17 protein-coding genes are annotated in these 22921 nt (G+C 36.3%); 7 read left to right on the forward strand and 10 right to left on the reverse strand.

The genetic code is table 11. The features are described from left to right. Positions 1–43 precede the first annotated feature (43 nt). Positions 44–1126: an LLM class flavin-dependent oxidoreductase gene (locus AA0017_RS17990; RefSeq protein WP_413376721.1), complete on the reverse strand. Its 1083-nt coding sequence runs from the start codon at positions 1124–1126 to the stop codon at positions 44–46. 229 nt (positions 1127–1355) lie between these two features. Here AA0017_RS17990 and AA0017_RS17995 point away from each other — a divergent pair, with 229 nt between their 5' ends. Continuing rightward, entirely contained in the window at positions 1356–2120 is a 765-nt protein-coding gene (locus AA0017_RS17995; RefSeq protein ID WP_413376723.1) for an IclR family transcriptional regulator, read from the forward strand. A 228-nt stretch (positions 2121–2348) separates the two neighbouring features. Here the strand turns inward: AA0017_RS17995 and AA0017_RS18000 are convergent, their stop codons facing one another. The 4 genes from AA0017_RS18000 to licT (AA0017_RS18015) form a co-directional block, all read right to left on the reverse strand. Next, complete coding sequence (locus AA0017_RS18000; protein ID WP_413376725.1) at positions 2349–3380, reverse strand: alpha/beta fold hydrolase; 1032 nt, start codon at positions 3378–3380, stop codon at positions 2349–2351. A gap of 167 nt (positions 3381–3547) precedes the next feature. Continuing rightward, positions 3548–5176 (reverse strand): carboxylesterase/lipase family protein, encoded by a 1629-nt coding sequence (locus AA0017_RS18005; protein WP_413376727.1) that lies wholly within the window; start codon positions 5174–5176, stop codon positions 3548–3550. Positions 5177–5229: 53 nt separating this feature from the next. After that, complete coding sequence (locus tag AA0017_RS18010; RefSeq protein ID WP_413376729.1) at positions 5230–6504, reverse strand: prolyl oligopeptidase family serine peptidase; 1275 nt, start codon at positions 6502–6504, stop codon at positions 5230–5232. Positions 6505–6658: 154 nt separating this feature from the next. Beyond that, a complete protein-coding gene (gene licT / locus AA0017_RS18015) occupies positions 6659–7534 on the reverse strand; it encodes a BglG family transcription antiterminator LicT (protein WP_413376731.1) in 876 nt (291 codons plus the stop codon). A gap of 392 nt (positions 7535–7926) precedes the next feature. On the opposite strand from licT (AA0017_RS18015), the gene AA0017_RS18020 reads away from it, so the two are divergent. Further along, positions 7927–8553, forward strand: coding sequence for a GntR family transcriptional regulator (locus AA0017_RS18020; RefSeq protein WP_413376733.1), 627 nt, complete (start codon positions 7927–7929; stop codon positions 8551–8553). Between the two features lie 15 nt (positions 8554–8568). After that, a complete protein-coding gene (locus AA0017_RS18025; RefSeq protein ID WP_413376735.1) occupies positions 8569–9618 on the forward strand; it encodes a 2,3-butanediol dehydrogenase in 1050 nt (349 codons plus the stop codon). A gap of 156 nt (positions 9619–9774) precedes the next feature. Here the strand turns inward: AA0017_RS18025 and tnpA are convergent, their stop codons facing one another. Then, positions 9775–10236, reverse strand: a complete 462-nt coding sequence (tnpA, locus tag AA0017_RS18030) for an IS200/IS605 family transposase (RefSeq protein WP_413382362.1) — start codon at positions 10234–10236, stop codon at positions 9775–9777. Positions 10237–10480: 244 nt separating this feature from the next. Between tnpA and AA0017_RS18035 the strand changes: the two genes are divergently transcribed. Continuing rightward, positions 10481–10798: an ArsR/SmtB family transcription factor gene (locus AA0017_RS18035; protein ID WP_413376737.1), complete on the forward strand. Its 318-nt coding sequence runs from the start codon at positions 10481–10483 to the stop codon at positions 10796–10798. A gap of 190 nt (positions 10799–10988) precedes the next feature. Here AA0017_RS18035 and AA0017_RS18040 read toward each other — a convergent pair whose 3' ends face one another. Continuing rightward, positions 10989–12461, reverse strand: coding sequence for a glycoside hydrolase family 1 protein (locus tag AA0017_RS18040; RefSeq protein ID WP_413376739.1), 1473 nt, complete (start codon positions 12459–12461; stop codon positions 10989–10991). Between the two features lie 865 nt (positions 12462–13326). Between AA0017_RS18040 and licT (AA0017_RS18045) the strand changes: the two genes are divergently transcribed. Further along, positions 13327–14178, forward strand: a complete 852-nt coding sequence (gene licT, locus AA0017_RS18045) for a BglG family transcription antiterminator LicT (RefSeq protein ID WP_413376741.1) — start codon at positions 13327–13329, stop codon at positions 14176–14178. A 122-nt stretch (positions 14179–14300) separates the two neighbouring features. Beyond that, on the forward strand, positions 14301–16181 hold the full coding sequence (locus AA0017_RS18050) for a beta-glucoside-specific PTS transporter subunit IIABC (protein ID WP_413376743.1): 1881 nt from the start codon (positions 14301–14303) through the stop codon (positions 16179–16181). Positions 16182–17499: 1318 nt separating this feature from the next. Here the strand turns inward: AA0017_RS18050 and AA0017_RS18055 are convergent. The 3 genes from AA0017_RS18055 to licT (AA0017_RS18065) form a co-directional block, all read right to left on the reverse strand. Then, positions 17500–18939, reverse strand: a complete 1440-nt coding sequence (locus AA0017_RS18055; protein WP_413376745.1) for a glycoside hydrolase family 1 protein — start codon at positions 18937–18939, stop codon at positions 17500–17502. Between the two features lie 157 nt (positions 18940–19096). Continuing rightward, positions 19097–20938, reverse strand: a complete 1842-nt coding sequence (locus AA0017_RS18060; protein WP_413376747.1) for a beta-glucoside-specific PTS transporter subunit IIABC — start codon at positions 20936–20938, stop codon at positions 19097–19099. Between the two features lie 194 nt (positions 20939–21132). Then, positions 21133–21963: a BglG family transcription antiterminator LicT gene (gene licT / locus AA0017_RS18065; RefSeq protein ID WP_413376749.1), complete on the reverse strand. Its 831-nt coding sequence runs from the start codon at positions 21961–21963 to the stop codon at positions 21133–21135. A 310-nt stretch (positions 21964–22273) separates the two neighbouring features. Here licT (AA0017_RS18065) and AA0017_RS18070 point away from each other — a divergent pair, with 310 nt between their 5' ends. Next, on the forward strand, positions 22274–22813 hold the full coding sequence (locus tag AA0017_RS18070) for a helix-turn-helix domain-containing protein (RefSeq protein ID WP_413382698.1): 540 nt from the start codon (positions 22274–22276) through the stop codon (positions 22811–22813). Positions 22814–22921 lie beyond the last annotated feature (108 nt).

The following is a 22921-nucleotide window of genomic DNA, read 5'->3' on the forward strand; positions in this document are numbered from 1 at the left end:
TATAGAAAGAGAGATGACGAATCGCCACTCTCTCTTATCTTCCTTAAATATTCGTTTCAACTTTCACAGGGCTATTTTCGAAATGTGGCATAACATGCTTTGAAAACCGCTCCATTGCTTTAAGAGTCTCAGCGTGTGAAAGTCCCCCGAAATCGAAATAGATAATCACTTCCTCAATTCCTGATTTCTCAATTTCCTTTAGTTTTGCTGTGACATAATCGGCATCACCCACGATAATACTATTTTCACTTAAGTCATCTGTTTTCATATTCTTCAGTTTCTCTACAATATCTACAAAATAACGAATATGTGGTGGAGCCGTTGAAGGATCACTTGGGAATGCTGGTACTAAACCGGTAAAATATTTAAGCATACGCTCCTTCGTTTTTTCTGCCTCAATCGCGGAATCGGTTACATTTAAGAAATAAGAACATTTGGCCTGTTTTCCCGAAAAACCGTGTTTCTCAGAAGCCTCTGTAAATCGGTTAACCGCATTGGCAATACTACCAAAAACCATTGAAGCAGCAAACGGAGCAAAAATGACATTCTCTCCCATTTCTGCGGCTTTTAAAACCGACGGCTCACTGAAAGCGGCTACATAAATAGGCGGGTGAGGATCTTGTACTGGCTTAGGTGTTAATTCCACTTCAGGGAAATTATAAAACTTCCCACTATATGAGATAGACTCTTGGGTCCAAGCTTTTTTCATAATGTCTAACTGTTCAAAGAAGATATCTCTACTATCATTAAAACTGACTTCAAATACATCATACTCACGCTCATCATACCCTCTGCCAGCTGAAAAAATCGCTCTTCCATCACTCAAAAGATCAAGTAACGCGTATTCTTCTGCCATTCTAATCGGATGATTTGCAGGTAATAAAACAGTTGCCGGAGCAAGTTGTACTTTACTAGTTTTCGCAGCGACGTGTGATAAAAATACTGATGGTGAAGGTAATACTCCTAAAACACTAAAATGATGTTCCGGAACCCATACCGAATTAAAACCTAATTCCTCTGCATAAACACATTGATCAACAAGGTCTTTGATCATCTGGTTCGGATCTTTACGCTCATCCCCATATTCAATCGGATTGTCTGTCAAAGTAAAATAACCAAATTTCATAATAATCTCTCCCTTTTTATATTGTTCAACTATGGTTAACATTGTTAATCAATGGTTGTTATGTTCAGTATAATAAGTAAGCGTTATCTTGTCAACAAATTTTCAGATTCTTTAAACTACTCATATTAAATGCCTTAGCCATTTAATACTAATGAAGTTTACCAATGGTTAACTGTTTGATAAAATATGAATGATTGTTAGTAAGTGTCTAAGAAAATGGAGGATGAAAATGAGTATTGAAGAAACACATAAAAAGGGCATTCAATCGATCGAGGTAGGATTTTCCATATTAAAGGAGATTTCAAACACCGAGGAACCATTAACAATTACAGAAATTTCTAAATTATGCAATATGCCTAAAAGCCAATTATATAGATACTTAATAAGTTTATGTCGAATTGGATTTCTCGAAAAAAGCGAGGATCTTCGTTATTCACTTGGGAGTGAACTAACGTTAATTGGTTTACGTGGAATGGAGAAAGTTGATATCCGTATTAAAGCATTGCCCTATATTAAGAAATTGAATGAATTACTTGATGAAACAGTATCCCTCGCTATTTGGGTTGAGAATGAAGGGCCGATTTTTATAAGTTGGGAAGAGAGCAAAAAGCCCATTAACGTGAATGTTAGAGTAGGGTCTGTAGCCCCTCTAACAACAAGTGCTACTGGTACGATTTTTGCTACGTATTATCATCCTGAAAAAACAAAAAATATCATTAAAAATGAAATAGAAAAATACTCTGTAAACGTTGATGAGTTTAATCAAACAATCGAAAATATTAAAAAAATGAATTTTTCATATACTACATCTTATATACCAGGAATAGCTGCTATTTCTGCACCCGTATTTGATCAGAAAAATGAACTCGTTGCTGCTATATGTGTGATCGGGTTATCTGGAGTATTAGATATCTCACCGGATTCTCAGGTAACGAAAGAAGTATTAAAAACAGCGAGGGAATTATCAAGTAGTTTAGGATATGTTTACTTATAATTTTCAACCTATGCTCACTCATCTAAGAGATAACTTGTAGCTTTTCTGGTGAACACTTTGCCTTCCACCTCTTCTCATCCTAGTAAATTTAAAAGTAAAAACTTTTTAACAACATCTTCTATAGACCGTAAATATGGCAGTCACATTCGTGAGCTGCCATATTACTTTTAGTTCTTTAAAAAGATTAATCTGTCACAATAGTAAACTACTAAGTTTTGTTATTTTTATTTAATACTCCAAGAATTCCTGTAGATCTTTGGCGAATTTTTCCGGATTCTTTTCCATTAAACTATGATCCCCATGTTCCTCCTCTGAATAAACATAAAGAGTAGAGTTAGGAATAGCAGAATGTATCCAACGCTGATTTTCTAAATATATACTAAGTTCTCCCGTAAAGATTGCAGTCGGTACATCAATCTTATTTTCAATCACGTCTCGCCAATCGTTAGTGCCGTGATTATACATTACACGAATTAAGTAATCCATATCATTGTTGGCAAACTGATTAGATAGACTCGCCGTATTTTCGGAGTATGGAGTACTCGAACTATCCATCAGAGAAAAATCTACAGATGATAGAATATCTTGTAACTGCTCCGATGATTCAAAAGGTACCGATAACTCCTCGCGTTCCTCATCAGTCATACTAGGAGTAGGAACAATTACTGGTGGTTGATCAATAAAAGCGACCTTGTTAATTCCTTTAGTTCCGTAAAGGTCAATATAACTCCACAACATAGCAGCCCCCATCGAGTGGCCCGCGAAATCTGCAGACTTTACATCGATATGATCCAAGAACTCCTTAAGATCGGTAGCATAACGGGAAATACGGTTTCCATATTTGACATCTTCCGATAATCCTTGGTTACGAGGATCAAGTGTATAAACGCGGTAGTTGTCGTGAAGAAGATACATCACGTTCAGAAAATGTGCACCATTAACTGACCACCCGGGAAGAAGGATTAGCGGCTCACCTGTACCGGCTGTCCAATAAGATAACTTCACGCCATCACTAGTTTCGAACGAACCGATTTCTAGATCTTCGAATTCTGATAATTTGGCAGGCATTCCTTCAATCTTGTTCGGAAAAGTGAAATCCCCTCCAAGCACAGTAACCGCTGGCGAAGTGGAAGTCTGAATGGATTCTTCGATCGGTTCTTCATCATCAATGTTCGTTTCTTGGGTGCTTGAACAACCAGCTACTACTCCTGCAAACAATAATGTTCCCCCTACTAATGCTGAAAACAATCTCTTTTTCATTTTTAATTATCCCCTTCTCCATTTACTTATCTTCGGACCTACTAAAGTCGAAAAAAATGGTAAAGAAACAAAGAAATTAATTCGACTATCATTTAATACCTCTAATTTACTTAATCATTCGCTTTTATCCTTTTGCAAAACTCAAGAGCTGTATGATTTATTTCTACTTACAGACCAAATAAACGATTATAATAGTCCCTCCAAAATTCTCCCTTTTCATCACTTAAACTAGTTGTCGTAACCTGCTCTCCAAAATGTATAAAGGACATATCTCCGTTATATGCCTTCCAACTTTCCAGCTCTTCCTCGTTAGGATTTCCTGTCCTAGCTAAGATAACTAAGTATTCAGAAACCAACTCCCCTAAATCATAATCCATTTGAGTCCAGAATTCCTCTCTAAGTGGAGAGAAGTAATTTAAAAAATATGGTACATCTGCCGTGTGGAATGCTCCGTACACTCCTGATTCATTTCCTGGCATTACATGATCAAAATAATAAACATACGTTGGAGCTTTTCCTTGTAAACCTCTCAATTTTGCAAAAGTTAGTTGTGCTGCCATCATCGCATCTTGATTCATCTCATTAAATGGATTAATTGCATCGTCATCCGGTGCTGGATACAAAGCAAGAGCTTCTGATGCTTTACTGCCAAATACATGTTCAACTAAATCCTCATAATCTTCTTTGCTAATAGTAGTTGGAAGTTCAAATATATTGGATAATGGAAGGATTCCATCTATTCCTATGTCACCTTTTACGTTACCACTCATCATAGTAACATCATTTTGATTACCTTCCTTAAGTACATTTACCGGGTTATCTGTCACTACTTTACCGTCGATATTGTAACTACCACTATAATTTAAAGCTAGCAATTCGTTTACAGGCATAGATTTCATTTCTTTTAATGTTTTCCCTTCGAACAATTTAGAGGCCTCAGCCTCCTTCTCAGTTAAAGTATCAAACTCGCTGTTTAATACATTAAAACTCATAGCTACAGCATTTTTGAAAAGCCCCTTTGCTTTAGGTGACAAGGTTAGCATATTTACATTCATCGAGCCAGCTGATTGTCCTATAATTGTAATATTATTCGGATCGCCACCAAATTCAGATATATTGTTCTTTATCCATTCTAAAGCAGCAATTTGATCGAGCAATGCATAATTTCCAGATACTCCATCTATAGATTCAGCCGATAACTCTGGGTGTGCTAGGAACCCCAAAATTCCTAGCCGGTAGTTGATGCTTACATAAACCGCATCCATTTCAGCAATAGCCTCTCCATCATATACTTCAACTGATGAACCTCCTGTTGTATTTCCTCCACCGTGAATATATACAATCACAGGATGTTCTTTTAGAGTTGAATCGGTGTTAGTCCATACATTTAATGTTAAACAATCTTCAGAGTATCCTTTTGATGTATTAATAATAAATTCCTCTGACCACATCATAAATGGGGCTTGTTCTGGCTGGATACAGCTCTGTCCAAATTGGCTAGCTTCCTTTACACCTTCCCATGGAATAACAGACTGTGGCTCTTTCCATCTTAAATCTCCAATTGGTGGTGCTGCATATGGAATTCCTTTGTATATCGCTACTTCGGAATTAGAAGATAGTACTCCTGTGATTTGACCACCACTTACATTAATAGGCTTTGATGGGTTCAATTTTACACTTTCTAGCTCAGCATTTGATTCCTTGCTCTCATTTTCTGTTTCAGTTGAACAAGCAGTTATTATCATCCATATTGTGATCCCTAACATGAAGCGTACTATGTTATTCCACTTAAACATTTTTGTTCCCCTTTTTAATAGATTATTTTCCGTGATTGCTAATTACTATTTAATTACTTGGATTGTTCGAATACCCAATCAATCATTTCTTGGTTTTGGTAGGCGGGAATCCACGCATGATGTCCATTCGGTTCTACTTCTCCTTCTGGATACTCAGTATAACGAATCGAAGAACCTCCTAAAGATTCAATAGCAGCAACTGCATCCCTACTATAATTTACATCTACAAGCTCATCATCTGCTGCGTGGAAAACCCAAATTGGTAAATCTTTAATCCCTTCCAATAGTGAAGCATCTTCTAAAGGAACATAAGGTTCTAAAACTTCATTATTCGCAACATCTGGATATCCGCACACAGGAACAATCGCAGCAAATAATTCCGGGTTTTGAATTGCAATATGCCATGTCCCAACTCCACCATTAGAGACACCCGTTACATAAATACGGTTAGTATCAATCGGATATTTCTCTATTGTTTCTACAAGTAATTCTTCTACCATAGAATAATTTGGTTCGTCGGCCCAATAAGTAGTTAATATTTCTTGGGTTGGGGCTTGTGGAGACAAAACATAAGCTGGATTCTTAGCTTGTTGTTCTGGTGTAGCCCATACTAATGCACTTTCATTCCCTAAAAGTTGTAAGGAATTATCACTTCCTCGTTCACCTGAACCATGTAAGAATAATACTAGTGGATATTTTTTATCCGATTCCGTTTGTGGCTCAAAAAGGCGATATGGCATTTCATTACCAAAATCATCCTGATAAGTGAACTTTCCAAATTCATCAACGATCGGTGTTACTTCATTAGTGTGCTCTATTTTTTCCTCAGAAGCTTCAAAAACTGTCCCGTTTACTGTTAAAATAGTTTCTTTTTGAACTAACAAGTAGTTCAACTCATTTCTAGTATTTAAGAAAGAATCAATATTAAAAGATAAAGTACTTGCACTTGCTTCAATAGGATCCATTTCAATAATCACGTATCTTCCAGCTCGACCAACGTCACTAATTTCCATTTGATCATTTGTATATACATTTGTGATCGTTCGTGTTTCTATGTCATCGCCGACAGCAACTTCCACTTCAAAACTCGAAGGATCTAGTGTTGCTCCATCTATTTCATCTCCAAAATCGGCTGCCATTGCATAGACTACTTCACCTAGTGGAAGCACCTTCGTAATTAATGTTACATTTTCTGAAGAAAGCTTTCCTAAAATCACTTCACTTTCCCCTTCATTCGAACTCACCTCATTTTCTGATGCACAACCTGTAAATAAACATATAAGTAGAGAAGATGCTACTAATTTAAGAAATACATTTTTTCTAGTCATTCCTTATAACCTCCTAATAGAATTTTTAATTACTCTTACTATTTCCTAAAAAACATCGGAAAGATGACAGCCATGACCCTTATCCAGACTGCTCTTCATCACCCCTTCCATAAAAAAAAACCTAAATTGATGCCTTCACAATTGAAAGCTCAATTTAGGTTTTGCCTTTATCAGTTACAACCCTAGAATAGAATCCTGTATTCACTTTTTCCACTCTTTCTATATGAATAGTTAAATAAAGCATTTCTTCATCTGTTAACTCATAATTAAATTGCTTCTCAATAAACTTCTTCACTTTTTCAGAGCACTTATATGCGTAGGAGTACTTTGTTTTAATAACATTTAAGAGGTCATCCCTATGATTGTCCTTAAAATGATTACCCTTTACTAATCTATGTGCGAAAAACTTTAAATGAGTAATAAATCGATAATAATTTAATGAACTTTCGTCAAAGTTCATCTTAAAATGGTATTTAACAATCGTTAATATATCTTGAATCACCTTGGTCATATCCACCGTATTTGACATATTTTCATTGAGTTGAGCATTGACTAGATGTAGGGCCATAAAGGCGGCCTCATCCTCTGGTAGAATGACATTAAACTGCTCACAAATCATGTCTAATGCTTCTAAACCGATTTCAAACTCCTCTTTATAGAAGTGTTTTGTTTCATAAAGCAGTCCATTTTTTATTGGTATATGATTATTGTAGCGTTTAATGGCGAAATGGATATGATCCGTTAAAGAGATATAAATACTATCATTTAGCTTCTTTCCAAGCTGTAATTTGGCGTTACTTATGATTCTTTCAGAGATTTCCATGTATTCCATTGGGATTTCGGAAATGAGCGTTTTGAATTTCTGTGTAATATCCTTGTTTTCCAAAGTAAAGATTTTATCGATCTTTTTTTCACTTATCTCATCACCAATACGTTTATCAAATGCTATTCCCAGCCCCATGATGATAACCTCTTGCCTATCCTTTAATGAGACGATGACATTATTGTTTAATATTTTCAGTATCTTCACTTTAAACACCTCCAATCACAAAAAAGACAAAACCATACTCCTAGAAAGTAATTGGTTTTGCCTGATTTAACAGTCACAATCCATCTTGTATACGCTTTCTCACATTTTATATCATAAAAAACCACGGTGCAAGACATTTTTCTACTTCTTGTTATTAAACTTTATACACACTCACCCTCACGATGCGGATAATGAGGCTGTTTCTTCAAGCACATCACTTCTCTTTAACATGAACACTTGGATAGAGCTAAAGGATTGAAAGTATTTCATAATTATATTAATATTAAATTATCTATTATCGATAATAGATAATCCATAATTTATAACCTTTACTAGCCATTCAATCCATAAAACTATTACAATAGAAAGTATCAATTTATTGGAGTGGTTAAATGGATTTCATCAAAAAAACACTGGCTGAACAAATAGCCGAACAATTATTAGCTCGCATCTTTTCTGGATATTACAATCAAGGTCAACGCTTAATAGAAGCAGAAATAGCAAAAGAATTACAAGTCAGTCATGCACCTGTTCGTGAGGCTCTTTATCTCTTACAAAAAGACGGTGTAGTCGAAAAGGAACAACATAAAGGCGTAAAAGTTAAAACGATTTCAGATCAGGAATTGGAAGATTATTTGGAAGCGCTTAACCACTTGTTATATTTTGCTCTTAAAAAATGTGAACAAAAATGGTCTGCTACTGCACATCAAGAACTCATGCGGCGTTTTGAGATACTGGAACAAAGAAAGTCCGAGAAAAAGGTTTTTGAATATGTTCTTGCAGTTGCACACATTTTACAATTATTTTTTGAAGTAGCAGAAAATGTAGCAGTCTTTCGATTCTTTAAAGAAACTACATTTGTAACAAATGTTGCAGCACAAACGAAGTGGGACTTGGAACGAATTGAAGCCTATCATCCATCCATTCGTACATTTATCAAGTGGATTGAAATGAAAGATTTCGACAATGCCCATACGGCTATTAAAGATGTTATTTTGTGGATATCAATTTTAAAATAATTGGAGGAGTCATTTATGAAGGCAGCAATATGGCATGGTGTGAAAGATATTAGAGTCGAGGAAGTTGATTTAGGAGAACTTAAAGAAAATGAAGTAAAAGTGAAAGTCGCATGGGCAGGAATTTGCGGCAGTGACTTGCACGAATATCTACACGGACCAATCTTCATCAATACAGAGCAACCAGACCCGTTTACAGGTGACATTGCCCCAGTAATAATGGGACATGAATTCGCAGGTGTTGTAGAGGAAACCGGCTCGAATGTAACTTCAGTAAAAGTCGGAGACCGCATTGCCATCAACCCTACCATTACACATGGAAATAAACACGAATCTGTGGACCGATACGATGGTATGAGCTTCATTGGGCTCAACGGTAACGGTGGATTTACAAAATATGCAATTGTACCAGAAGATAATGCCTATTTATTAGGAGAACATTTATCCTTACAGGACGGTGCTTTAGTTGAACCAATGGCGGTAACGGTACAAGCCGTACTTGATGCTGGTGTGAAATTGGGTGATACTGTCGCTATTTTTGGGGCTGGTCCAATCGGATTATTGACCATTCTTGCTGCTAAAGCCGCAGGGGCAAGTGAGATCTTTGTTACTGATATAGCAGAATTCCGTTTAGAGAAAGCGAAAGAATTAGGCGCTACTCATATTATCAACTCTGGAAATGCCGATCCTGTAAAGGAAATCCGTAATCTCTGTCCTGACGGGGTAGATGTAGCATTTGAGGTAGCCGGTGTAGCTCCTACATTCAAACAAGCAATTGATGTAACAAAAGCACAAGGAGTAGTAGATGTTGTATCAATCTTTGCTAGAGAAATTCAATGGAGCCCAATGCAAATCACGAACACAGGTGTTACTATCAAAGCCTCTATCGTTTACTCACCATCAACATTCAGGAAGACAATCAATGCAATGAACTCTGGACAATTAGAGCCCCATAAAATTGTTACGAGTCTTACTGAATTAGATAACATTGTTGAAAATGGCTTTGAGGCGTTAACTAACGATAAAACACAGGCAAAAATTCTCGTAAAGCTTAGCGGTGAAAAATAATATCCTTAAATTTAATCCATTTTAATCAAAACCACCAGTGTGAACTGGTGGTTTACTCTGCGGCTGAAAGCCTTTCTTACCGGCCTAGGCCTTAAAGGCCCACTGAACCGGTTTCCCTTTTGCACCACATTCACCCACTAATTCTAAAGAATTTCTTTATCTCTTCTTATTTTTCTCTCCGGTAAACGGGTCATAGTCTTCGAACAATGATAACTGATCACCCATATAGTCTTCTTTTAGCTGATTCCTAATGTATTCTTGTATCTGCTTCTTGTTTCTTCCCACTGTATCAACATAGAAGCCTCTACACCAAAACTTCCTGTTCCCGTAGCGATACTTCAAATTGGCATGTCGATCAAATATCATGAGACTACTTTTCCCTTTTAAGTACCCCATGAATTGTGACACACTTAACTTCGGCGGAATACTTACTAACATATGGATGTGATCCGGACAAGCATTTGCTTCATGAATCACGACCCCTTTTCTTTCACATAAATCTCTTATGATCTGTCCGATACTTTTTTTGTATTTTCCATAGATGATTTGTCTTCTGTATTTTGGTGCAAACACGATGTGATACTTACAATTCCATGTTGTGTGTGCTAAACTATTCATGTCCTTCACAGGGCATACCTCCTTCTTTGGTGCGATGAAGCGGTCGGGAAACCAACTTTATCCTACCATGAAGTGAGGTTTTTTTTTAATACCACGCTTGAAGCTTTTTAGAACCCCCGGCATAGCCAGGGGTTTTCGAAACCACTAATAAACAAACCAGTAGATTCCCTTGTAAACATCTACTGGTTTTAGTATTGGTTCTATCATATTTGACATATCGAAATTAATTGGTTAACTTATGATCATGGAAAATTCAATTGAGATCTTTAAAGTATTAGCTAACAAAACAAGATTAGAAATGTTGAAATGGTTGAAAGAACCAATGGAACATTTCGATAAGCCGTCTATGCATATGTCAAAAAATATAAGTGAAAAAGGAGGAGTATGTGTAGGTGATATTCAAGAAAAAGCAAATATGTCACAATCTACCGTATCACACTATTTACAAATGATGCAGAAAGTAGGGCTTTTAGAAGCTGAGCGTCACGGACAATGGACTTACTATCGAAGGAATGAAGAAAATATTAAAAGGCTTGCCGACTATATAAAAAATGATCTTTAAGATCTTTTTTCGAACGAAACTTCGATAAATCTTGATATAACGATACTTAACTAGTTCAACATTTATCGGGAGCTGTGAAAGATTGAATTTAATATTCAGTTCTACACAACTCCCTTTCTATTAAAAGTATGAGAAGAATGCTTTTAATAAAATGCTCCCCCCTCCCCTCTATAGGACGGTTTAACACTTACTAATCTAATTGTTCTCCATTACTAGTAATAACATTTTTATACCACTCAAATGATTTTTTCTTTATGCGACGTTTTGTACCTCTGCCCATGTCGTCCTGGTCAACGTAAATATAACCATACCGTTTTGAAATTTGGTTAGTTGAAGCACTGATCATATCAATACAACCCCAGCTTGTGTAACCAAATACATTAACACCGTCTGCAATAGCTTCTTTCACCTGTTTAATATGTTCTCCTAAATAAGAAATTCGATAATCATCGTTTATAACATCACCTTCTTGCAATGTATCGATGGCTCCTAGTCCATTCTCCGCAATGAATAATGGCTTTTGATAGCGTTCATACAGTTGGTTCAAAGCAATCCTTAAGCCCTTAGGATCAATCTGCCATCCCCAATCACTTGCCGGCAGGTGTGGGTTTTTAATTCCTCCAACTAATAAGTTACCAACTGCTCCTTCAAGTTTTTCTGGATGAGCACTGACTGCACTAGACATATAATAACTAAAGGATATGTAATCTACTGGATAGTCCTTTAAAATTTGTTCATCCCCAGGTTCAACATTCAGAACGACATTCTTCTCGGCAAACATTCTGGCTGTATATTCAGGGTAATAACCTCTCGCCTGAACATCACTAAATAATAATGCATCACGTTGTCTTTCCATTGTTTTCTGAACATCATCCGGATTGCAACTATAAGGGAAAAATACCGTGTAACTGACCATACAACCCATTTTTGCCTTAGGGTCAATTTCCTTCAAGGCTTTCGTTGCTAATGCACTCGCAACAAATTGATGATGGGCGCCCTGAACTTTCGCTTGTTCCAAACAAGGATGGTCTTCTTCTATCACCCCAAGACTTACAAAGGGATGATGCTTACAAGAATTGATTTCATTAAAAGTCATCCAGTACTTCACTTTCCCTTTATATCGTTCAAAAACGATGTTCGCATAGTGAACAAAGAAATCGATTAGCTTTCGGTTCTCCCATCCCCCATATTCCGTCACAAGATAAAGTGGCATTTCATAATGTGATAACGAGACAATTGGTTCAATTCCATATTTATTTAGTTCGTCAAACACACGATCATAAAAGGCTAGTCCCTCTTCATTTGGCTCCACTTCATCCCCATTCGGAAAAATGCGTGTCCAAGCAAGGGACATCCGAAATGATTTAAAGCCCATTTCAGCAAATAAAGCGATATCTTCTTTATAATTATGGTAGAAGTCTATTCCATGTCTCTTTGGATAATAGTTATTACGAGAAGAATCTTGAGCATCTTTTACTTGCTTACGAGTCATCCTAAGCCATTGATCAGACAAATGCTCTTTTGGCATATTTTCATCAAATGTATACACATCAGAGACAGAAAGGCCTTTACCGCCGACATCGCTTCCTCCTTCGAATTGATTAGCGGCTGTTGCCCCTCCCCATAAGAAATTTTCCGGAAATTTTGCTTTTACTTGAAACATAGTTGAAAACCCTCCAATATAAGATATTCGTAAAGTCAAAGTATAAAAAGTCCTTACTGCCATTCCATGTACAAACCTACATTATTTGAAGCCACTAAAAAAGTAGGATTCTATGACTAAAAGAAAAGGAACTTCATCCAAAGTAATTTGCTAAAAGTTGGCCCCAATCTTTTTTTGATGACCAAAACGGAGCGAGCGGACTGCCTAATAGTGAAGGATGGGAGGGCATGCAGCTCGCGGAGTAGGCTAACTAATGTAACCCTACTTTTACGAGTAGACTGTTTTTTCAGTGGCCACTCATTATTTCACCATGTGTTTTTCACTTTTTATTATTTGACAATCCTACTACTTCTTTTTCAAACAATACTTTCCCGTTCGTTTCTTATAACTAGACAAAAATTATAGAGTCAAAACCTTAGTGGATGACATTTTACTTTTCACCTCCATAACTAATATCAAAAAAACCTAAGTTAGTGACAATATTGCAAACTGCAATACTATCATCAACTTAGGTTTTGCCCAGAAAGGTTACAATCCTGTATTTATTATGAATTTATTTGTATTATAGGTTTAATTGAAAACGATGTCAATCAAGTATATTAAATATTGAAGTAAATCCCTTTGAAAATATTTACTAATTTTTTCAACATAACAATAGTTCCAAAAGAAAATTCATTTTTTATATTGACACATTATTTTTAGTATGATAAAAATTAGTTAAGCGTTTACAAATAAACTAGGATTGTTACTGTCCGTCAGGCAAAACCTAAATTTGTGTTAAGAATCCATTAAATTGGTATTCTTATAGACAAATTTGGGTTTTTTTTCTACCAAAACAAAATTTATTTATGAGGGCGCGTGTGATATGGATATAAAAAAAGTATTAAACAATAATGTCGTCTTAACGGAAAGTTCAACTGGAAATGAATTGGTTGTTATGGGTAGAGGCATTGCCTTTCAAAGAAAGGTAGGTGACCAAATCGATCAGGAAAAAATTGAAAAAACATTCGTATTAGGCAATCATGGAATTTCTGATAAGTTAGTAGAATTATTACAGGATATTCCAGACCAGTACTTAGCCATAACTGATAAAATCATTTCTTATGCAAAGTTGCAGCTACCTTACAAAGTCGATGATCATTTATATGTTTCGTTAACTGATCACATTAGCTTTGCCATTACACGTTATAAACAAGGCTTAAATATAAAAAATGCCTTGTTGTGGGAAATTAAAAAGTTTTATAAACAAGAATTTCAAATTGGGGAAAAGGCTATAGAATTCATTGAAGAAGAGACCGGAATAAAACTTGGTAAGGATGAGGCTGGCTCCATTGCCCTACATCTCGTAAATAGCCAAGTATCTGGTGAGGGCCTAGAATCGATGGTTGCTGCAACAAAAATGGTTAATAATATTTTGAACATTGTAAAATATTATTATCGGATGGACCTTGACGAAAAGACAATTAATTATGAAAGGTTTCTTACACACCTACGATTCTTTGCTCTTCGGTATATCCGAAAAGAAGCAGACTCTTATGATGGGGTAGACGGATTTCTATTTGATCAAGTAAAACAAAAATATGAAAAAGCCTTTTCCTGTACTGAGAAAATAGCGACGCATCTTGCTGAAAATTACGACTGGAAAATTTCAAATGACGAAAGGGTTTATTTAACATTACATGTCCACCGGGTGACGTTAAGAGCTGAATATAAATGAACTGGGATTGTTACTGGTTAAGCAGGCAAAACCTAAGTTGTGTACTTTTTGGGTATTATGATTTTTGTCCAGAAAAGTATACAATTTAGGTTTTTTTTATTGAAAAATAAGGAGGAAAGATTATGAATTATAGTGAGCTATCAAATGAAATATTGAAGCATTTAGGCGGGCAAGATAATATTGAACATGTTACCCATTGTATGACAAGACTTCGTTTTAACCTTGTAGATGAAAGCAAAGTAAATGTAACTAAACTAGAGAATACAGATGGGGTCATGGCTACTAAATCCAGTGGAGGTCAGTTCCAAATTATTATTGGAAATGATGTATCAAATGTTTATAAAGAATTTATAAAAATAACTGGTTTTTCAGCTGGAGGAAATCAAGGCAAATCAAAAGGGAAAAATAAAAATATCATCAGCAGATTTCTTGATGTATTGGCAGGCGTATTTGTGCCGATCCTGCCAGCCATCGTAGGGGCAGGAATGCTTAAAGGTGTTATGTCTGTCATCGATGCATACGATTTAGTCCCAGCGACGAGCGAAACTTATCAAATTTTTATGGCTTTAAGTGATGGTGCCTTTTATTTTCTTCCTTTACTAATCGCATTTAGTGCTGCAGCTAAGTTTGGAATGAACCAATTTGTCGCGGTAGCTATTGCTAGTGCTGTTCTTTTCCCGAATTTAACAAATTTATTAGCTGAGGCCAATTCTGCGGGTGAAACGCTCTCATTTATGGGCATTCCTGTTACCCCTGCTACGTATGCTTATTCTGTTATCCCAATGTTTGCAACGATTTATATTGCTTCACATATAGAACGAATCGTCGACAGATTTACACCAAAGACATTAAAAATTATCTTTGTCCCAACTATTACATTATTAATTTCAGTTCCCATTTTCTTAACTTTTATAGGTCCAATTGGAATAATTATAGGAGGCAGTTTAGCAACAGGTATTGAATTTTTATTTGCTCATGCAGGAATATTAGCTGGTTTGGTACTTGGAGGATTTATGCCTTTACTCGTTATGACTGGGATGCATTATGCATTAGTTCCCATTTTCATAGAGTCACTAGCAACTCATGGCTTTGACTACATTTTACCGCTTTTAACTGTAAACAACATAGCTCAAGGTGCAGCAGCACTCGCCGTTTTCGCTTACACAAAAAACAAAAAGCTAAAATCTCTTTCAGCATCTGTTGGTGTTACTGGCCTCTTTGGAGTTACAGAACCGGCAATGTATGGGGTTAATCTTCGCCTGAAAAAACCATTTATAGCCGCTATGATCGGTAGTGGTACTGCTGGGGCTTTCATGATGGCATTTGATACGAAAGCTTATATCTTTGTAAAAACAGGGATACAAGGTGTTCCAATGTTTTTTGGAGAAACATTTACCTTTGCGATCATTGGGATGATTATGGCAATTGTTGTACCATTTATCGCCCTATATTTCCTTGGCTTTAAGGAACCAGAAATGGCAACAGACTCAAATTCAAAGACAGAGGCCGCAGCGGCAACGGAAAGCGTAGAAGAAAATTCTATAATGAAGTCAAGTGTTATTACTAGTCCAATCAACGGAGTATTAAAACCTTTAGAACAAGTCAACGATTCTACGTTTTCTAGTGGATTGGTGGGGAAAGGGCTGGCCATTGAGCCATCTGATGGACATGTAGTGTCTCCTATCAACGGAACAGTCGCAACTATTTTTCATACTAAGCATGCACTTGGTTTAACAAGCGACACTGGAGTGGAAATACTCATTCATATTGGGATTGATACTGTAAAACTTGAAGGTAAATATTTCACTTCTCATGTAAATGATGGCGATACAATTAAAGAAGGTGATCTCCTTATATCGTTCGACATTGAAGCCATTAAAGAGGCTGGGTTTGATGTTATTACACCAGTCATTATTACGAATAGCGACAAATTTAAATCGTTGAAATTACCTGAGTTTACATCGACTCGTCAACACGATCGGTTAATGGAACTAGAAGTTTAAACTTTTGAAAGACTCTCACGGAAGAAGTAGCTTAAGCGATTGAGGTAGAACAGTTTATAGAGGCTTATTTAATCAACTTTCGCATCGAGAAAATCCGTTCAACTAGTTAGCAGAGCAAAAGGGAAGCTCTTAAACAAATGCCCTTGACACGTTTGAAAAGCGAGAACGCACTATCACACCAAACGGATAAACTGTGCATCAAGAAAAAATATACAATGTACAATGCCTCCGGCGGTCGCTCCCAAACAGACACTCCGCGTCCTTGCCGAGAACCTCATGAGCCTCCTCAGCACGCTTGCGGGGTCTCATTGGACGGTTTATTCCTGCGGGAGTCTCCGTGTCTGTTTGTCCGCTAGATAATGAAATCGAATCTAGATTCAGTTTTCTCATTGAATAAAAAAATAGTCATGACTTCAACGTACATGAGCTTGAGAATGATTTTTCTCCTTCCATGACTCATTCCGTTACAGTTGTAAACAAATCAGTGTGGAGGCTCTGTACGTTAGCTAGATGATCGAGCTTGTTTCGATTTGAATCATGTCTTTTCATGGCTGTAGACTTAGGAAAAAAAATAGGTTGCAACGACCTATTTAGTTCCATAACCAACAAAGTGAAGAAGAAGGTCCTTCTGCGTTAAAAATAGCTGATTGAGAATGGCCATATCATCAAGCATTCCACGACACTTAGCGGACAAAACCATACGGAGACTCCCGCGGGAATAAACCGTGGAGCGAGACCCCGCAAGGCTTGCCGAGGAGGCTCGCCAGGTTCCCGCAGGACGCGGAGTATGGTTTTGGTAGCGACAGCCGAAGCTCTTCATTTTACTGCACAGTTTCCTTCAACAGCATACTAAGAGACGTGTTCAGACTGTCAACGATTGAACCGTTCATGTAAAGTCAATTTGAGTCTTGTATCGCCCTAAAGTCAATCTCTATCAACGGTTAAGGGTCAATTATACGCTGCGAAAGTTGAGTTATTTATACCTATCTTAGGAACAGGTATACACTGGACTTTCTCTTTATAGGTCAACTTCTAATTCTAAGTAAACAATAATAGGGTGGAGCGTACAACTTGTACAGCTTCACCCTTAGCCTTATATAAATAGACCAACCCTAACTCTATAAATGCTACTCTACTTATTATACTACTCTTAAAGAAAAGGACGGGATGGGAGAAAAGAGATGTGGAAGAAGAATCAGAATCTCACCGAAAATAGAAACCTAAAGAACCATTCAAATGATACAAAAAAGTACCCTATAGAGAGAACACATTTTTAGTGTCTTTCTATAGAGTGCCTTTTTAAAATTTTTTTAATCTATTATAGATTTTCTCCATTACTTTTGATTACATCTTTATACCAGTAAAAAGATTTTTTCTTTTTACGCTCTAAAGTTCCACTGCCATCATCATGCTTATCTACGTAAATAAAGCCATAACGTTTGGAGAATTCACCTGTTGATGCACTAACAAGGTCAATACATCCCCAGCTCGTATACCCCATAAGTTCAACGCCATCTTCAATTGCTTCACGCATTGCTTCTATATGTTTACGAGTGTAATCAATACGATAATCATCATTAATGGAACCATCTTCATCCACTTTGTCATATGCTCCCAATCCGTTTTCTACAGCAAAAAGAGGAATTTGATAACGATCATATAGCTTATTTAAACTGATACGCAATCCATCTGGATCAATTTCCCAACCCCAGTCACTTGCTGTAAGGAATGGATTTCTAACACCTTCTAAAAGGTTCCCAGGAGTCCTCTCAAGGCCAGATTTGTCTTTAGTCTGTGTTTGTGACATATAATAACTGAAGCCTATATAATCAACGGTATGATCCTTGATTAATTCTAGGTCTCCATCTTGAATTTCTAATGATACATTATGCTCTTTGAAAAAGCGTTTAGAATACGCTGGATATTCTCCACGTACATGGATATCCCCACAGAAGAAGTTCAACATTTGCTCCTCTTGTAATGAATACAAAACGTTTTCCGGATTACAATCATAAGAATAAACAGGAGCAAAAAGAAGCATACAACCGATTTGAGCATCAGGGATAATTTCATGACAAGCCTTTACAGCTATACTACTTGCAACAAACTGATGATGAAAAGCTTGGAAAATAGATTGATGCTTATTTTCTTCATTTCCAACAGAGAATCCCATACTCATAATCGGAAAGTGAAAAGCACTGTTGATTTCATTAAACGTCATCCAATATTTCACTTTATCCTTATAACGATTAAAAATCACATTAACATATCGTTCAAAAAATGTAACTACCTCTCTACTTCTCCAACCACCATAATTTTTCACAAGATTTAAAGGCATTTCATAGTGAGAAATCGTCACAACTGGCTCAATTCCATGCTTAGCTAACTCATCAAAGACACGGTCATAAAAATCGAGGCCTTCTTCATTTGCTTCTAGTTCATTTCCATTTGGAAAAATTCGCGTCCAAGCAATCGACATCCGATATACTTTAAACCCCATTTCAGCAAATAACGCAATATCTTCTTTATATCGATGATAGAAATCGATTCCCTCATGATTAGGATAGCTATATTTTTCATAATCAAGTTCAAAATTAAAATTAGGCTCTTTTAATACTTTTAACCTTTCTTTTCCTCCAGGAAGAACATCCGCAATATTTAAACCTTTATTCCCTGCATGAAAGCCACCTTCCATCTGATTGGCAGCAGTTGCCCCCCCCCATAGAAAACCTTCCGGAAATTTCTTATTGTGTACCATCTGTATTACCTCCTATGTTCATAAAGAAATTATTCTTTTTATCTCATCGTGTGAATTTAACTTTCACACGATGAGTGGTTATTATTGAAGACCATTAAAAAAACGGATTCCAATAAGAAAATATTATATTAAAATGGGTATCCAAATACCCTTAAAACTATACAACAAGAGTTAATAAGTCTTCTTTCGCTTGAATAACTTCCTTATTAGACCCGACAACTTCTATATATTTCTCTGTATTTGTAATAATAATAGGAGTGGTCACATCAAATCCAGCTTCCTTTATTTTTTCAAGATCAAATTCCACTAATAAGTCCCCTTGTTTTACACTATCTCCTTGTTTGATAAGGGGCGTGAAGAATTTCCCATTTAGTTGAACAGTATTAATACCTACATGAATTAAAATTTCAGCTCCGTTACTTGAGGTAATGCCGATCGCATGTCCCGTTGGAAAAACAGCGGTTACTGTACCTTCAACTGGAGAGACTACTTCACCTACTGTTGGTTTTATAGCAATTCCTTTTCCCATCGCTTCAGATGCAAAAGCAGGATCATTTACATCCTTCAACGCTTTCACCTCACCAGTTAGCGGACTTGAAATACTTTCCTTCCTTGTTAGAGACTGAGTATCAGGGTCTGTCTTTTCTGTTACTTCTTTTTCTTTCTTACCTTTGACTTCAAAACCTAACATAATCGTTGCTAAAAGAGCTAATGCAAAAGCTGTGAACGCACCAATCATATGGAAAACCATAGGTGAATACGCTGGGATTGACAGAAAGCTCACAAAATTAAAGACTAGAGACTGTGAACCTAAGACACCGTTTATCGCTCCACCAATTGCTCCAGCACCTGCCACATAAATTAATGTTTTTCTATAGCGGAGAATAAGACCATAAAGCATCGGTTCAGTAACACCAGCTAATGTACCAGGAAGAAGGGTAGATCCAGCTAATGTTTTTAATTTTTTATCTTTTGTTTTAAAGAAAATACCAGTTGCTACACCTATTTGTGCAAAGACTCCAGCTGCAAGCATTGATAACAATGGATCCCCTCCAGCAGAAAGGTTTTGGATAATAATTGGTACAAGTCCCCAATGTAATCCAAATAAAGTTAAGAATGTCCAACTAGCCCCCATTACGGCTCCCGTAATTAACCCACTTCGTTCAGCTAAAAATCCAATAACTGCACCAATTCCATTTCCAACATAGACGCCAAATGGACCAAAAATTAAAACAGTTAACGGCACTACAAGAATCAATGCCAACATAGGAATCATAAACAAATGTAATTCTTTATGAATCAACTTCTTTAATAACTTCTCAACCATTGCATATATACAAACGGCGATAAAAACAGGAAAAACGGTTGATGAATAATCAACAATAATAGCAGGAATACCTAGAAATGAAGTAGCCCCACCTTCAGCCAGAAAACCTGTAATGTTTGGCTCAAGAAGTGCAGCTCCAATCGAACCACCCACATAAGGATTTGCCCCTAACCTAATCGCTAATGTAATTCCCAAAAAGATAGGAAGAAAGAAGAAAACAGCGTTTCCAGCAGCTGACAGGATAAAATATGTGCCGCTTTCAGTTGAAAGCCACCCTAGACTTGTCAGAACAACTAACAAGGCTTTCAGCATCCCAGCTCCAGCAAGTGCCCCCAGTAATGGTGAGAAACTTCGTGATATCACATCAAAAATTTGTGAAGTAATACTTCCCTTTTCTCCTTTAGGTGAATTAGAATTACTTTCACCTATGTTATCATTCTTTTTAATTTCTTTATAAACATCAGAAACGTGCGAACCAATAACTACCTGGGTTTGGCCTCCCGCTTGTACAACACTTAGGATGCCCTCCATTTCCTCCAGTCCTTCTTTGTTCGCTTTACTTGTATCCTTCAATTGAAAGCGTAGACGAGTCGCACAATGGACTAAACTCGAAATATTTTCTTCGCCACCAACTTCGCGTACGATGTCTTTTGCTAATTTTTCATAACTCATCGTTTACCCTCCTAATTTTTGTGTTTGGTTGTTAAAATGTATAACGCACAAAGTAGTTTTGTCTCCCAATTAATATCATTTGTTAAATTGATATTTACCACTCCTCTCAAAAGAAAAAACCTAAATTGAAACTTTCATCTCGAAAGTTCAATTTAGGTTTTGCCTTGTTAGTTACAACCCTAATTATCGGTATTTTATTTATTTGCTACTCTTTCTATATGAATCGTTAAATAAAGCATTTCTTCTTCTGTTAGCTCATACCTGTATTGTTTTTCGACAAATCTTTTTATCTTTTCTGAGCACTTATACGCTTCAGGATACTTATTTTTAATTACATTTAAGAGGTCATCACCTTGTTCGGAATTATAATGATTTCCCTTTACTAGCCTGTGACCAAAAAACTTCAAATGTGTAATAAAACGATAATAATTTAAAGAGCTTTCGTCAAATTCAAGTTTATAATGATATTTCACTATCGTTAATATATCTTGTATTACTTTTGTCATATCAACAATATTGGTCATATCTTCATTAAACTGAGCGTTTACTAGATGTAGAGCAATAAAAGCCGCTTCATCCTCTGGTAAAATAACATTGAACTGCTCAAATATCATATTTAGAGCTTCAATTCCGATTTCAAACTCTTCTTTATAAAGGTGCTTCGTCTCCCATAACAATGCATTCTTAATTGGAATGCTATTGTTATAACGATCAATCGCAAAATGAATATGGTCGGTTAAAGAAATGTAAATACTGTCATTCAATTTCTTACCGAGTTGGATTTTCGCATAATTAATTATTTCCTCTGATAATTCCATGTATTCTATTGGTATGTCCGCAATAAAAGTTTTGAACTTCTTTGTGATATCAGCGTCTTCTAAAGTGAAGATTTTATCGATTTGTTCTTGATTTACCTCTTCGCCGGCCTGTTTGTTAAATGCTATTCCACGGCCCATAACGATAACCTCTTCATCGTCTTTTAAAGAGACAATTACATTGTTATTTAGGATTTTAACAATCTTCACTTATTTATACCTCCAATCACAAAAAAGACAAAACCATACTCTTTAACAAGTAATCGGTTTTGCCTGATTTAACAGTCACAATCCGTTTTGTATGCGTTTTCTAGTATGATACTATATGTTATATCTGAATGCAAGAACCTTTAATTAAACTTTATATACTTTCCTTGAATATTTATTTCATTACTCAATTACCTTATCTTAAATGAATAGGGCATTATATATAACATTAACAATAAGGATGTAGTATGTCAATATGTTTTTTGCTAATATATATATATGTTTCATAAAAGTAAACAATGAGGTGATTCAACTGGACATCGGTACAAAAATCCGGGCAATAAGAAATAGAAAAAAAATAACAATTGCTCAAATGTGTGAAAAAACGGGTCTTTCCAAAGGATTTATAAGTAATGTTGAAAATAATAATACATCACCTTCTATTAGTACTTTAAGTACAATTGCAGACTTTCTAAAAGTTCCTTTGCCCTACCTACTGTTAGAAAAGAAGCAACATATGCGTGTCGTAAGAAAGGATGCCAGAACAAATTCTTCTTTTAATAACTTAAAAATCGAACATCTAGCCTCTAAAGGTGGGCTAAAAACGTTGATCGTCGAGTTTCCTCCTGGTTCTACGATTGGAGAGCCACACGCACACGAAGGAGAAGAGTGCCATTTAGTTTTGGAGGGAAAAATACTAGCTGAACAAGGTGAGGACTCCTTTATTGTAGAAAAAGGTGATTCCTTTAGTTGGAATGCTAGTGTCCCACACTTTGTGAAAAACATTGGCGATGAGAAAGCGGTCGTCTTCATTTCCATTTATTCAGATACTGAATTGAAAGATATATTATAAAAGCTATCTCTTTTTTTATTCCTATTCTCAACAAGCCCAATCACTTATCTTGGTGTTTGTCTACACACCCCGAAATCAAAAAGAGCCGAAAATGATCCTTCAACCATC

Source organism: Alkalihalobacillus phoenicis (assembly GCF_047302405.1).
Lineage (GTDB): Bacteria > Bacillota > Bacilli > Bacillales > Bacillaceae_D > Alkalihalobacillus.